Below are 13,098 nucleotides of genomic sequence, written 5' to 3' on the forward strand. Positions count from 1 at the left end.
CCTGCCTCAACGGAGAGCTCCCCCATGACTGATACCCCCGATCGTGACGAACGCCACCTGGCGCGCATGCAGCGCAAAAAAGCCGTGATCGACGAGCGCATCGCCAATTCCCCGAACGAGTGTGGCCTGCTGCTGGTGCTGACCGGCAACGGTAAGGGCAAGAGCAGTTCGGCCTTCGGTATGCTCGCCCGCGCCATGGGGCACGGCATGCAGTGCGGCGTAGTGCAGTTCATCAAGGGCCGCAACAGCACGGGCGAAGAGTTGTTCTTCCGGCGCTTTCCCGAGCAGGTGCGTTTTCATGTGATGGGTGAAGGTTTTACCTGGGAAACCCAGGACCGCCAGCGCGACATCGCCGCCGCCGAAGCCGCCTGGGCGGTGTCCCGGGAACTGCTGCGCGATCCATCCATCGGTCTGGTGGTGCTGGATGAACTGAACATCGCCCTCAAGCACGGCTACCTCGATCTCGATCAGGTGCTCAGCGACTTGCAGGCCCGGCCACCGATGCAACACGTGGTGGTCACCGGTCGTGCCGCCAAGCCGGAAATGATCGAGATGGCCGACACCGTCACCGAAATGGGTGTGATCAAACACGCCTTTCAAGCCGGGATCAAAGCGCAGAAAGGCGTCGAATTGTGAGTCAGCCTCGGCACTGTCCGGCGGTACTGATTGCCGCGCCGGCTTCCGGCCAGGGCAAGACCACCGTCACCGCAGCGCTGGCCCGATTGCATCGCAATCAGGGGCGCAAGGTCCGTGTGTTCAAGTGCGGCCCCGACTTTCTCGATCCGATGATTCTCGAACGCGCCAGTGGTGCGCCGGTGTATCAACTGGACATGTGGATGGTCGGCGAGCAGGAGAGTCGCCGGTTGCTGTGGGAAGCCGCTGCTGAAGCGGATCTGATCCTGATCGAAGGCGTCATGGGGCTGTTCGACGGTACGCCGTCGAGCGCCGATCTGGCGCGGCATTTCGGTGTGCCGGTGCTGGGGGTGATCGATGGCACCGCCATGGCCCAGACCTTCGGCGCATTGGCTCTGGGGCTGGCGCGTTATCAGCCGGACTTGCCATTCGCCGGCGTGCTGGCCAATCGTGTCGGCACGCTGCGCCACGCGCAACTGCTCGAAGGTAGCCTGACTGAAGGTTTGCGCTGGTACGGCGCGCTGTCCCGGGAAACCGGGATCGAATTGCCGAGCCGGCACCTGGGGCTGGTGCAGGCCAGTGAGTTGAACGATCTCGACCTGCGCCTCGATGCGGCAGCCGATGCCCTGGCCAGCAGTTGCGAGGTCGCGCTGCCGCCGGCGGTCGAGTTCGCCGCCCCTGATGTCATCGCGGTCGAGCCGCTGCTGGCTGGTGTGCGCATTGCCGTCGCCCGTGATGAAGCCTTTGCGTTCACCTACGGCGCGAGCCTGGATCTGCTGCGGGCGATGGGTGCCGAGTTGTCGTTCTTCTCGCCGATCCGCGACCGAGCGTTGCCGGAGGCGGACAGCCTGTATCTGCCGGGCGGTTACCCGGAGCTGCACCATCTCGCGCTGGCGCAAAACACCGCGATGCTCGACGCGATCCGCGCCCACCACCGGGCAGGCAAACCCTTGCTCGCCGAGTGTGGCGGCATGCTGTATCTGCTCGATTCCCTGACTGATGTCGAGGGCGCTCGCGCCGAACTGGTTGGCTTGCTGGCCGGTGATGCGGTCATGCAAAAGCGTCTGGCAGCGCTGGCGTTGCAAGCGGTGGAATTGCCGGAAGGTTTGCTGCGCGGGCACACCTATCACCATTCGTTGACCACCACTGAACTGGCGCCGATTGCCCGTGGCTTGAGCCCTAACGGCGGGCGCGGAGCGGAGGCGGTCTACCGTGATGGGCGGATGACTGCCTCCTATGTGCACTTTTATTTTCCGTCGAACCCTTCGGCGATTGCCGCGTTGTTTGCGCCGGACCTTGAAGCCGCCTTCGCGAGCAAGTCGAATCGTCGCACCGCCGCTCCCACAGGGGATTGCGTTTCTTCAGGCTGCTCACCTTCAAATGTGGGAGCGGGCTTGCTCGCGAAAAGGCCATGAGCGACAACGCATTCTCTGAAGCCGAACGCGCAGCGGTCTATCGCGCCATCGCCGAGCGCCGCGACATGCGCCACTTCAGCGGCGGCACCGTCGAGCCCGAATTGCTGCGGCGCCTGCTCGAAGCCGCACACCAGGCTCCCAGTGTCGGCCTGATGCAGCCTTGGCGCTTCATCCGCATCAGCGATCGCGCCTTGCGCGGGCAAATCCAGGCCCTGGTGGAAGAAGAGCGCATCCGCACCGCCGAAGCCCTCGGCGAGCGCAGCGATGAGTTCATGAAGCTCAAGGTCGAAGGCATCAACGATTGCGCCGAGGTTCTGGTCGCGGCACTGATGGACGACCGCGAGCAGCATATCTTCGGTCGCCGCACCTTACCGGAAATGGACATGGCTTCTTTGTCCTGTGCGATCCAGAACCTGTGGCTGGCGTCCCGCGCCGAAGGTCTGGGCATGGGCTGGGTGTCGCTGTTCGAACCACAGGCACTGGCGGACCTGTTGAGGCTGCCACCGGGAGCCAAGCCACTGGCGGTGCTGTGCCTGGGACCGGTGAGGGAGTTCTACCCGGCGCCGATGCTGGTGCTCGAAGGCTGGGCACAGGCGCGTCCGCTGCATGAATTGCTGTATGAAAACTATTGGGGAGTGAGTCAATGAGTGTGGCGTTGTTGAGTGTCGCCGCGGTTGCGCTGGATGCGCTGCTGGGTGAACCCAAACGCTGGCATCCGCTGGTGGCGTTCGGCCGTTTTGCCGAGCGCATCGAGCAACGTTTCAACGGCGGCGGTCGCGGCTGGCGCAGTCATGGCGTCACCGCGTGGGTGATCGCCGTGTTGCCGCTGACGCTGTTGGCCACGGCATTTTCCTGGGCGCCCTATGTCGGCTGGATCGTCGAGATCCTCGCGCTCTATTGCGCCCTCGGCATGCGCAGCCTCGGTGAGCATGTCACGCCTGTGGCCAAGGCCCTGCGCGGCGGTGATCTTGATGAAGCACGCAAACGCGTGAGTTATCTGGTCAGCCGTAAAACCAGTGATCTGGATGAGACCGAAGTCGCCCGGGCCGCTACCGAGTCGGTACTGGAGAACGGTAGCGATGCAGTATTTGCGGCGTTGTTCTGGTTTGCCGTGGCCGGCGCGCCGGGCGTGGTGCTCTACCGCCTGAGCAATACGCTGGATGCGATGTGGGGTTATCGCAATGAACGCTTCGAACGGTTCGGCTGGGCGGCGGCGAAGGTCGACGACGTGCTCAATTACATTCCTGCGCGCCTGGTGGCACTGACTTACGCGTTGCTGGGCAAAACCCGGTTGGCGTTGAAATGCTGGCGCACCCAGGGTCCGACCTGGGACAGCCCGAACGCCGGTCCGGTGATGGCGGCAGGGGCGGGTGCCCTTGGCGTCGAATTGGGCGGGGCGGCGATTTATCACGGCGAACTGCATCAGCGTCCACAGTTGGGCGAAGGCGTGCCGGCGGATGCCGACTCCATTGACCGGGGCTGGCAATTGGTCCAGCGCGGGGTATGGTTATGGCTGCTGATTCTTTGCCTGGGGGCCGAATTTTATGCTTGAGCACGGTGGGCGATTGCGCAAGGCGGCGCTCGAATACGGCATAGATGAAGCCGACTGGCTGGACCTGTCCACGGGCCTTGCGCCCTGGCCGTTCCCGGTGCCGGATATTCCGCTGCGGGCCTGGGCCCGTTTGCCGGAGACGGACGACGGTCTGGAGCAGGCCGCCTGCGATTACTACGGCACCTTGCAGGTATTGCCGGTGGCCGGCTCGCAAATGGCGATTCAACTGCTGCCGCGATTGCGTCGGGCGGGCAAGGTCGGCGTGCTGTCACCCTGTTATGCCGAGCACGCCGAGGCGTGGCGTCGCAACGGCTACATCGTGCGTGAAGTGCTGGAGCAGGAAGTCGACTTCTTTATCGACAGTTTCGATGTGCTGGTGGTGGTCAATCCGAATAACCCCACAGGCCTGAGCCTCACCCCCAGTCGCCTGCTCGACTGGCACGCGCGGCTGGCCCAGCGCGGTGGCTGGCTGGTGGTAGACGAAGCGTTCATGGATAACACGCCGCAACTGAGCCTGGCGCCGTTTGCCCATCAAGTCGGGCTGATCGTCTTGCGCTCCTTTGGCAAGTTTTTCGGCCTGGCCGGTGTGCGCCTGGGGTTTGTACTGGCCGAGCGCAAGTTACTCAAGTTGCTGGCTGAACAAGTGGGGCCCTGGGCCGTGAGCGGGGCAACCCGGGTAGTGGGCCAGGCCTGCCTGCGCGATACCGAGGGGCATACGCGGCAACGGGTGCGCACCGAAGAGGCCAGTGAGCGCCTTGCGTCGTTGCTGGAGCAGTACGGCTTCGAGCCCCAGGGCGGCTGTGCGCTGTTCCAGTGGTTGATCACCGAGCGCGCCGAAGCACTGCATGAGTTCATGGCCCGGCGCGGCATTCTCCTGCGGTTGTTCACGCACAACAGCAGCCTGCGATTCGGCTTGCCCGGTGACGAAATCGCCTGGGTACGACTGGCACAGGCGTTCGACGATTTCGCCAAGGAAAACCAATGACCACGCTGATGGTGCAGGGCACCACATCGGATGCCGGTAAAAGCACGCTGGTCACCGCGCTGTGCCGTTGGGCCACCCGCCAAGGCGTCAGGGTGGTGCCGTTCAAGCCGCAGAACATGGCCCTCAACAGTGCGGTGACCGCCGACGGTGGCGAGATCGGCCGCGCCCAGGCGGTACAGGCCCAGGCCGCGAACCTTGAGCCGCACACCGACATGAACCCGGTGTTGCTCAAGCCCAACAGTGACACCGGTGCCCAGGTGATCATCCATGGCCGCGCCGTCACGACCATGAATGCCGTCGCCTATCACGACTACAAATCCATCGCCATGCAAGCGGTGCTGGTCTCCCACGAGCGCTTGAGCGCGGCGTATCCGCTGGTGATGGTCGAGGGCGCGGGCTCGCCGGCGGAAATCAATCTGCGCGCCGGCGACATTGCCAACATGGGCTTTGCCGAAGCGGTGGATTGCCCGGTGCTGCTGATCGCCGATATCAATCGCGGCGGGGTTTTCGCCCATCTGGTGGGCACCCTCGAACTGCTGTCGCCGAGCGAACAGGCGCGGGTCAAAGGCTTCGTCATCAATCGTTTTCGTGGCGACATCGCGTTGCTGCAACCCGGTCTCGACTGGCTCGAAGAGCGCACCGGCAAACCGGTGATCGGCGTGCTGCCGTACGTAATGGACCTGCACCTGGAGGCCGAGGACGGCATCGATCAACGCCAGGCCGATAAAGCCGAACAGGTGCTGAAGGTGGTGGTGCCGGTGCTGCCGCGCATCAGCAATCACACCGATTTCGATCCGCTGCGCCTGCACCCGCAAGTGGACCTGCAATTCATCGGCCCCGGCCAGGCGATTCCGTCCGCCGACCTGATCATCCTTCCCGGCTCGAAAAGTGTGCGCAGCGACCTCGCGTACCTGCGGGCCAACGGCTGGGACACCGCCATTGCCCGGCATCTGCGTTACGGCGGGAAACTGCTGGGGATCTGTGGCGGCCTGCAGATGCTTGGTGAACAGGTACATGACCCGCTGGGCCTCGAAGGTGCGCCGGGTTCCAGTGCCGGTTTGGGGCTGCTGGCGTTCCAGACCGAGCTCGAACAAGAGAAGCAGTTGCGCAATGTGCGTGGTCGCCTGGCGCTGGAAGACGCGCCGGTGGCGGGTTATGAAATTCATGCCGGAGTAACCACCGGACCCGCTCTGGAAAACGCCGCCGTGCAACTGGATGACGGCCGCTGTGATGGTGCGCAAAGTGCTGACGGGCAGATTTTCGGCACTTACCTGCACGGGCTGTTCGAATCGCCGGCGGCGTGCAGTGCGCTGCTGCGCTGGGCGGGTTTGCAGGAGGTGCAGGACGTGGATTATCACGGCTTGCGCGAGCGTGATATCGAGCGGTTGGCGGATCTGGTGGAGAAGCATCTGGATACCGGGTTGTTGCGGCAGCTCTGTGGGATATAAGGCGCCTGCCATGGCCTCATCGCGGGCAAGCCCGCTCCCACAGAGATTTGGGTTGATCAGGAAATTTGAGTAAACCTCGTAACCCTGTGGGAGCGGGCTTGCCCGCGAAGGGGCCAGTCGCCTCACCGAAGATTTCAAGGAAACAACCATGCTCCAACTGATCCTCGGCGGCGCCCGCTCCGGCAAGAGTCGCCTGGCTGAAAAGCTCGCCATCGACAGCGCCCTGGCCGTCACCTACATCGCCACCAGCCAGCCACTGGATGGCGAAATGAGCGAGCGGGTGGCCCATCACCGCGCCCGTCGTCCTGCCGAATGGGCATTGATCGAAGAACCGGTGGAGCTGGCCCGGGTGCTGCGTGAAACCGCCCGTGCCGAGCGCTGCCTGCTGGTGGATTGCCTGACCCTGTGGCTGACCAATCTGCTGATGCTTGACGATGCCGAGCGCTTGCACGCCGAGCGTGATGCTCTGCTCGAATGCCTGGCGTCGCTGCCGGGTGAAATCATTTTTGTCAGCAACGAGACCGGAATGGGTGTCGTGCCGCTGGGCGAATTGACTCGCCGCTATGTCGATGAAGCCGGTTGGCTGCATCAAGCTCTGGCTGAGCGTTGTCAGCGTGTCGTCCTGACCGTCGCCGGCCTGCCCCTGACTCTGAAAGGAACTGCGTTATGACTCAATCCTGGTGGCTGAACCCGTGCAAGCCGGTCGATACCCAAGTGGTCGAACAGGCCCAGGCGCGGCAACAGCAACTGACCAAGCCGGCCGGCTCCCTCGGGCAGCTGGAAGCGCTGGCGGTGCAGCTGGCGGGTTTGCAGGGGCGGGTCAAGCCGAGTCTGGAGCAGGTGTGGATCGCGATTTTTGCCGGTGACCACGGCGTCGTCGCCGAGGGCGTGTCGGCGTTTCCCCAGGAAGTGACCGGGCAGATGCTGCTCAACTTCGTCAGCGGTGGTGCGGCGATCAGCGTATTGGCGCGGCAACTGGGCGCTTCCCTAGAAGTGGTTGACCTTGGCACGGTAACGCCGTCGCTGAGCCTGCCGGGTGTACGCCACCTGAACGTCGGCCCGGGCACGGCAAATTTTGTACAGGGACCGGCCATGACCCAGGCCCAGGGGCAACTCGCCTTGCAGGCCGGCCGTGACAGCGTGCTGCGGGCAATCGCCAGCGGTGCACAGTTGTTTATCGGTGGCGAAATGGGCATCGGTAACACCACCGCCGCCAGCGCCCTGGCGTGCGCGCTGCTCGATTGCCCGGTGGTGCATTTGACCGGGCCTGGCACCGGGCTCAATGCCGAAGGTGTCAGCCACAAGGCCCAGGTGATCGAGCGCGCCCTGGCATTGCATGGCGCGCAGCGTGGCGATGCCTTGCAGACCCTGTTCAACCTCGGCGGTTTTGAAATCGCCGCGCTGGTCGGTGCGTATCTCGCCTGTGCCCAGGAAGGTGTTGCGGTGCTGGTGGATGGCTTCATTTGCAGTGTCGCGGCGCTGGTTGCGGTGCGCTTGAATCCAGAGTGTCGTCAGTGGCTGCTGTTCGGTCATCGCGGCGCCGAGCCAGGGCATCGTCATGTGCTGGAAACCCTGGACGCGCAACCCTTGCTCGATCTCGGCCTGCGGCTTGGCGAAGGCAGTGGCGCGGCGTTGGCTGTGCCGCTGTTGCGCCTGGCTTGCGACCTGCACGGGCAGATGGCGACCTTCGCCGAAGCCGCCGTGGCAGATCGCCCGGCATGACCTTGCGCGTGGATCTGTTGCGTCACGGTGAAACCGAACTCGGCGGCGGCTTGCGCGGCAGTATCGATGACGCGTTGACCGACACGGGCTGGGCGCAGATGCGCGCCGCGGTGGTCGGGCAGGGGCCATGGGATCGGCTGGTCAGTTCACCCTTGCAGCGTTGTGCGCTGTTTGCCGAGGAACTCGGTGCGCAACTGGGTGTGCCGGTGCAACTGGATAAAGACCTGCAAGAGTTGCATTTCGGCGCCTGGGAAGGGCAGAGCGCGGCGGCGTTGATGGAAACCGACGCGCAGGCCCTGGGCTTGTTCTGGGCCGATCCTTATTCCTTCACGCCGCCTCAGGGGGAGCCGGTTGCAGACTTTTCGGCACGGGTGCTGGCCGCGCTGGAGCGTTTGCATGCGACCTGTGCCGGCGAGCGCATTCTGCTGATCAGCCACGGCGGTGTGATGCGCCTATTGCTGGCGCGAGCTCGCGGGCTGCCGCGAGAGCAACTGCTCAACGTTGAAGTCGGGCATGGCGCACTGTTTTCGCTGACGGTGGAGCCTGCGGGCGTGTTGAAGGAAGTGCTCTGATCATGCTGCCATTCTGGGTCGCCCTGCAATTTCTCAGCAGCCTGCCGATTCGCCTGCCCGGTATGCCTGAGCCCCGGGAACTGGGGCGGTCGCTGCTGTTTTATCCGCTGGTGGGATTACTCTTTGGCGTGATTCTGTGGGCAGTCAACTGGCTGTTGCTCGGCACGCCGACGTTGTTGCACACGGCGCTGTTGCTTAGCCTTTGGGTGCTGCTCAGCGGCGGGTTGCATCTCGATGGCCTGGCGGACAGCGCCGATGCCTGGCTCGGTGGTTTTGGTGACCGCGAGCGTACGCTGACCATCATGAAAGACCCGCGCAGCGGGCCGATCGCCGTGGTGACGCTGGTGCTGGTGTTGTTGCTCAAGTTCACCGCCCTGCTGGCGCTGATCGAACAGCCGCACTCGCTGGCATTGATCATCGTGCCGTTGATCGGTCGCAGCGCGTTGCTTGGCTTGTTCCTGACCACGCCGTACGTGCGTGCTGGTGGCCTGGGCCAGGCATTGGCCGATCATCTTCCGCGTTCGGCGGGCAAGCAGGTGTTGGCGGTCAGCGCACTGGCTTGTGTGTTGATCGCAGGCATCAGCGGTGCGCTGGCGGTGGTGTTGGCGGCGCTGGGGTTTGTCTGGTTGCGACAGGTGATGCTGCGGCGCCTGGGTGGTACGACGGGTGACACGGCGGGTGCGATGCTGGAGTTGCTGGAAGTTGCAGTGCTGGTAGGCTTGGCGCTGGCTTGATCGGGTTGTGTTGAATGTTCCGGCCTCATCGCGAGCAGGCTCCCACACAGTTGATCGCATTCCAATGTGGGAGCGGCGGTGCGGCGATCCGACTTGCTCGCGAAGGCGATCTTCAGAACACTGCTAACCCTCATGTAACTTGATTTAACCGACTCGCGGGTATATACACGCACCATGCTCGATTCCCAATGTTTATGCATCAACCTGCGTCGCGCCGCCCGTGGCGTCAGCAGGCATTACGACGGCGCTCTCGATGGCTTCGGGATCAACGTTGCGCAGTATTCTTTGCTGTGCAACCTGCAGCGTCTGGATCAGCCGAGCATCTCGACCCTGGCCGAGGCCATGGGCCTGGATCGCAGCACCCTGGGGCGCAATTTGCGGGTGCTGGAGGGTGATGGCCTGGTGACGCTGGTCGAGGGCGAGGACATGCGCAACCGCATCGTCCTGTTGACCGATGCCGGGGCAGAGCGCCTCAAGGCTGCCTTGCCGGCCTGGGAAGCCGCGCAGCAGCGCTTGATCGATCGCCTGGGTGCCGAGAAGCGCGAAACCTTATTGAAGCTGCTGGATGAACTGGCATGATGCCGGTTTTTTCGATCATAAGCGGGTATATACCCGCTACCGGAGAACAACAATGACATCGATGTGGCGTACATGCGGCTGGGTTCTGTTGGGGAGTGCGCTGATCCTTGCGTTGTCGCTGGGCGTTCGCCATGGCTTCGGGCTGTTTCTGGCGCCGATGAGCGCCGAGTTCGGCTGGGGCCGTGAAGTCTTTGCCTTCGCCATAGCCCTGCAGAACCTGATCTGGGGCCTCGCACAGCCGTTCACCGGCGCCCTGGCTGACCGCTTCGGCGCGGCGAAAGTGGTGCTGGTCGGTGGCGTCCTGTACGCGGCCGGGCTTATCTGTATGGGGCTCTCCGACTCGGCGATGACCCTGTCCCTGAGCGCCGGCCTGCTGATCGGCATCGGACTGTCCGGTACGTCGTTCTCGGTGATCCTGGGGGTGGTCGGGCGCGCGGTGCCGCCGGAAAAGCGCAGCATGGGCATGGGGATCGCCAGTGCGGCCGGTTCGTTCGGTCAGTTCGCGATGTTGCCCGGCACACTCGGTTTGATTGGCTGGCTTGGCTGGTCCGCGGCGTTGCTGGCGCTGGGCTTGCTGGTGGCGTTGATCGTGCCGCTGGTGAGTATGCTCAAGGACAAGCCGCTGCCCGTCCTGGGCCACGAACAAACCCTTGGCGAAGCGCTGCGCGAAGCCTGCTCCCATTCCGGATTCTGGCTGTTGGCGTTCGGCTTTTTCGTGTGCGGATTCCAGGTGGTGTTCATCGGCGTGCACTTGCCGGCCTATCTGGTGGATCAACACCTTCCGGCGACGGTCGGCACCACGGTGCTGGCACTGATCGGCCTGTTCAACATCTTCGGCACCTATACCGCTGGATGGCTCGGCGGGCGCATGTCCAAGCCTCGTTTGCTCACCGGTCTGTACTTGCTGCGGGCGGTGGTCATTGCGTTGTTCCTGTGGGCGCCGGTGACGACCACCACGGCCTACCTGTTCGGCATGGCCATGGGTTTCCTGTGGTTGTCGACGGTGCCGTTGACCAACGGCACGGTGGCGACCTTGTTTGGTGTGCGAAACCTGTCCATGCTCGGCGGGATTGTTTTCCTGTTTCACCAGCTCGGTTCGTTCCTGGGCGGCTGGTTGGGCGGGGTGGTGTATGACCGAACCGGGAGTTATGACTTGATCTGGCAAGTGGCAATTCTCTTGAGCCTGTTGGCCGCTGCCCTCAACTGGCCGGTGCGTGAGCGGCCGGTGGCGCGCCTGCAAACACAAATGAGTGCGACATGAACAGTCTCTGGCCTCGTATCACGTTTTTCGCTGTCTGCGCCTTGCTGCTTACCCTGGCGTGGTGGGGCTGGCATCAGGGCGGTCTGGCGCTGATGCAGTTGGGCATGGGTACTTGCTAGCGAGCGGCGAGGGCGAGTAACGTCGCTTTTGACGAATTATCAAGGATGCACCGACATGTTGAAGCGCTGGATTGCAGTCCCCGCGTTGCTGCTGACGTTTACCGGGCTGGCCTACGCGGCCGAGTGCCCGGAGCTGTTGCAAGGATCACTGCAAAAGCTGCGCGCCAAGGAATCCATCGACCTCTGTCAACGGTATGAAGGTAAGCCGCTGGTGGTGGTCAATACTGCGAGCTTCTGCGGTTTCGCCCCGCAGTTCAAAAGCCTTGAGGCGCTGAATCAGCGTTACAAAGGGCTGGGGCTGGAAGTGCTGGGTGTTCCGTCCAATGACTTCAAGCAGGAGTCCAGGGACGGTGCCGAAACCGCCAAGGTTTGTTACGTCAACTATGGCGTGACTTTCACCATGACCGAGCCGCAGTCGGTACGTGGCGCCGACGCAACCCATCTGTTCAAAGTGCTGGCCGAACAGAGCAGTGCGCCAAAATGGAATTTCTACAAATACGTGGTCGATCGCAAGGGTAAGGTGATCGCCAGCTTTTCCAGCCTGACCAAGCCCGATGATCCCGAGTTCATTGCAGCGGTGGAGCAAGCCCTGGCTTCACAACCTTGATCTGCACCCACTAAAAAGCCCCGCCTCTGTACAAGAGAGCGGGGCTTTTTTTGATTCAGCGGGCGAGCGGTTCAGGCTCGCCGTAAATCATCAGAAGCGGTAGGTCGCGCCGAGACCGAAACCGTTCGCGTAGTTTTCATACTTGGCGTTGTAGGTCTGGCCACGGTCGTTGCTGTTGTTGACCTTGACCGACTCTTCGCGCAGGTACGAATACGCCAGGTCGATGGTCAGGTCGTCGGTCGGGCTCCAGCCGGCGCCTACGCTGAAAATCTTGCGATCGCCAGTCGGGATGCGTGGGGAGCGGTCGACGTTGTTGGTCGGTGCCTGGTCTACGGACAGACCGGTACGCAGTACCCATTGCTTGTTCAACTGGTAGGACGCGCCGATGGCGTGAGCCCAGGTGTCGTGCCAGTTCTGTTCTTCAGTGATGGTGCCGAACTGGCCGTTCAGAACGGCCGGAACGCCTTTGTTTTCAACGGTGATTTCTTTCAGGCGGCTCCAGCGGGTCCAGGTGCTGCCTGCGTAAAGAGTCCACTTGTCGTCGAGCTGGTGAGTGACCGAGAAGTCCACCGATTCAGGTGTGGTCAGGTCCAGCGAAGCGTCGTATTTCTGGCTTGGGTTCTGGCCGATCAGGCCCAGCACGTTGTAGTTGACCTTGGTGTTGCCGTCGAGCGTGTACTTCACTTTCGAGTGGTAGGTCAGGCCGACGCGAGTGCTGTCGGTGGCTTGAACCAGCACGCCGATGTTGTAGCCCAGCGCGGTGTCGTCACCCTTGATCTTGACCTCGCCGTCCGGCGCGGCCTGGGTGATCGACAGGTTCGATTCCAGGGTGCCGTCGATGCGGTTGATGGTCGGACCGAAGCCAATCGATACCTTGTCGTTGAAGGCATAGCTGACGGTTGGCTGCAGGGTCACGATTCTGACTTCGCTCTTGCTGCCGAAGTAACGGCCGGCGAAGCCGTTCTCGTAATCGGTCACCAGACCGAACGGCGCGTAGACGCCGAAACCGACCGCCCACTGGTCATCGATTGGCTTGACGTAATAGCCCATCGGCACGCCCATGAAGGGGACCATGTCACCCTTGTTGGTGCCGCCGTTCGGACGGGAGCTGGCATCACTTATGTCGGTGTGCGCGTCGATAAATGCAACACCGCCGGTCACTTGTTCGCGTTTGAGGCGAGACATGCCGGCAGGGTTGCCAAAAATGGTGGATGCGTCGTCGGCAGAGGAAGATCGCCCGGCAAAACCTGACCCCATCCCGCTGATGCTTTGTTCGTTGAGGGCAAAGCCACTTGCAAAGATCTGGGTGGATGCCATGGCAACGGCGAGACTAATGGTGGTTTTGAGCATTACTTTTTTCATTATTAGAACTCCTGGTGATCACCGGGGCGAAAATTACCAACATTTTCGTCCCGACGCCATAGGCTGTATGCCTTGATTTAGAGCGGTTTTGTAGGACAATCCGACCAGA

General features: G+C 62.8%; 15 protein-coding genes. 14 read left to right on the forward strand and 1 reads right to left on the reverse strand.

What is annotated here, in order from left to right:
- The first annotated feature begins 24 nt into the window (after nucleotides 1-24).
- The 14 genes from cobO to AC3IT9_RS08270 all read left to right on the forward strand — a co-directional run bounded on the left by cobO (nucleotide 25) and on the right by AC3IT9_RS08270 (nucleotide 11,627).
- The gene (cobO, locus tag AC3IT9_RS08205; RefSeq protein ID WP_008049722.1) at nucleotides 25-636 is read left to right on the forward strand and encodes a cob(I)yrinic acid a,c-diamide adenosyltransferase; all 612 of its coding nucleotides are present in this window, start codon (nucleotides 25-27) and stop codon (nucleotides 634-636) included.
- Nucleotides 633-2,048, forward strand: coding sequence for a cobyrinic acid a,c-diamide synthase CobB (locus AC3IT9_RS08210; protein ID WP_489272639.1), 1,416 nt, complete (start codon nucleotides 633-635; stop codon nucleotides 2,046-2,048). Before cobO ends, AC3IT9_RS08210 begins: the two co-directional genes overlap by 4 nt.
- A complete protein-coding gene (gene bluB / locus AC3IT9_RS08215) occupies nucleotides 2,045-2,695 on the forward strand; it encodes a 5,6-dimethylbenzimidazole synthase (RefSeq protein ID WP_150724549.1) in 651 nt (216 codons plus the stop codon). The genes AC3IT9_RS08210 and bluB overlap by 4 nt, the downstream gene beginning before the upstream one ends.
- A complete protein-coding gene (cbiB, locus tag AC3IT9_RS08220; protein ID WP_150724550.1) occupies nucleotides 2,692-3,600 on the forward strand; it encodes an adenosylcobinamide-phosphate synthase CbiB in 909 nt (302 codons plus the stop codon). The genes bluB and cbiB overlap by 4 nt, the downstream gene beginning before the upstream one ends.
- Nucleotides 3,593-4,585, forward strand: a complete 993-nt coding sequence (cobD, locus tag AC3IT9_RS08225; protein WP_489272641.1) for a threonine-phosphate decarboxylase CobD — start codon at nucleotides 3,593-3,595, stop codon at nucleotides 4,583-4,585. Before cbiB ends, cobD begins: the two co-directional genes overlap by 8 nt.
- On the forward strand, nucleotides 4,582-6,033 hold the full coding sequence (locus AC3IT9_RS08230) for a cobyric acid synthase (RefSeq protein WP_151213336.1): 1,452 nt from the start codon (nucleotides 4,582-4,584) through the stop codon (nucleotides 6,031-6,033). The genes cobD and AC3IT9_RS08230 overlap by 4 nt, the downstream gene beginning before the upstream one ends.
- Before the next feature lie 148 nt (nucleotides 6,034-6,181).
- The gene (gene cobU / locus AC3IT9_RS08235; RefSeq protein WP_150753369.1) at nucleotides 6,182-6,703 is read left to right on the forward strand and encodes a bifunctional adenosylcobinamide kinase/adenosylcobinamide-phosphate guanylyltransferase; all 522 of its coding nucleotides are present in this window, start codon (nucleotides 6,182-6,184) and stop codon (nucleotides 6,701-6,703) included.
- Nucleotides 6,700-7,755 carry a nicotinate-nucleotide--dimethylbenzimidazole phosphoribosyltransferase gene (gene cobT, locus AC3IT9_RS08240; RefSeq protein ID WP_489272643.1) on the forward strand — a complete coding sequence of 352 codons (1,056 nt, stop codon included), beginning with the start codon at nucleotides 6,700-6,702 and terminating at the stop codon, nucleotides 7,753-7,755. Before cobU ends, cobT begins: the two co-directional genes overlap by 4 nt.
- Entirely contained in the window at nucleotides 7,752-8,327 is a 576-nt protein-coding gene (cobC, locus tag AC3IT9_RS08245) for an alpha-ribazole phosphatase family protein (protein WP_489272645.1), read from the forward strand. The genes cobT and cobC overlap by 4 nt, the downstream gene beginning before the upstream one ends.
- A 2-nt stretch (nucleotides 8,328-8,329) precedes the next feature.
- Nucleotides 8,330-9,061 (forward strand): adenosylcobinamide-GDP ribazoletransferase, encoded by a 732-nt coding sequence (locus AC3IT9_RS08250; RefSeq protein ID WP_150753366.1) that lies wholly within the window; start codon nucleotides 8,330-8,332, stop codon nucleotides 9,059-9,061.
- A gap of 174 nt (nucleotides 9,062-9,235) precedes the next feature.
- On the forward strand, nucleotides 9,236-9,640 hold the full coding sequence (locus AC3IT9_RS08255; protein WP_095945934.1) for a MarR family winged helix-turn-helix transcriptional regulator: 405 nt from the start codon (nucleotides 9,236-9,238) through the stop codon (nucleotides 9,638-9,640).
- Between the two features lie 52 nt (nucleotides 9,641-9,692).
- Complete coding sequence (locus AC3IT9_RS08260) at nucleotides 9,693-10,901, forward strand: MFS transporter (RefSeq protein ID WP_353742380.1); 1,209 nt, start codon at nucleotides 9,693-9,695, stop codon at nucleotides 10,899-10,901.
- The gene (locus AC3IT9_RS08265) at nucleotides 10,898-11,020 is read left to right on the forward strand and encodes a hypothetical protein (RefSeq protein ID WP_353742381.1); all 123 of its coding nucleotides are present in this window, start codon (nucleotides 10,898-10,900) and stop codon (nucleotides 11,018-11,020) included. The genes AC3IT9_RS08260 and AC3IT9_RS08265 overlap by 4 nt, the downstream gene beginning before the upstream one ends.
- 55 nt (nucleotides 11,021-11,075) lie before the next feature.
- Nucleotides 11,076-11,627, forward strand: coding sequence for a glutathione peroxidase (locus AC3IT9_RS08270; RefSeq protein ID WP_353742382.1), 552 nt, complete (start codon nucleotides 11,076-11,078; stop codon nucleotides 11,625-11,627).
- Between the two features lie 90 nt (nucleotides 11,628-11,717).
- Here AC3IT9_RS08270 and AC3IT9_RS08275 read toward each other — a convergent pair whose 3' ends face one another.
- On the reverse strand, nucleotides 11,718-12,989 hold the full coding sequence (locus AC3IT9_RS08275) for an OmpP1/FadL family transporter (RefSeq protein ID WP_150724559.1): 1,272 nt from the start codon (nucleotides 12,987-12,989) through the stop codon (nucleotides 11,718-11,720).
- Nucleotides 12,990-13,098: the final 109 nt, after the last annotated feature.

The organism is Pseudomonas sp. KH_046_1, assembly GCF_057839025.1.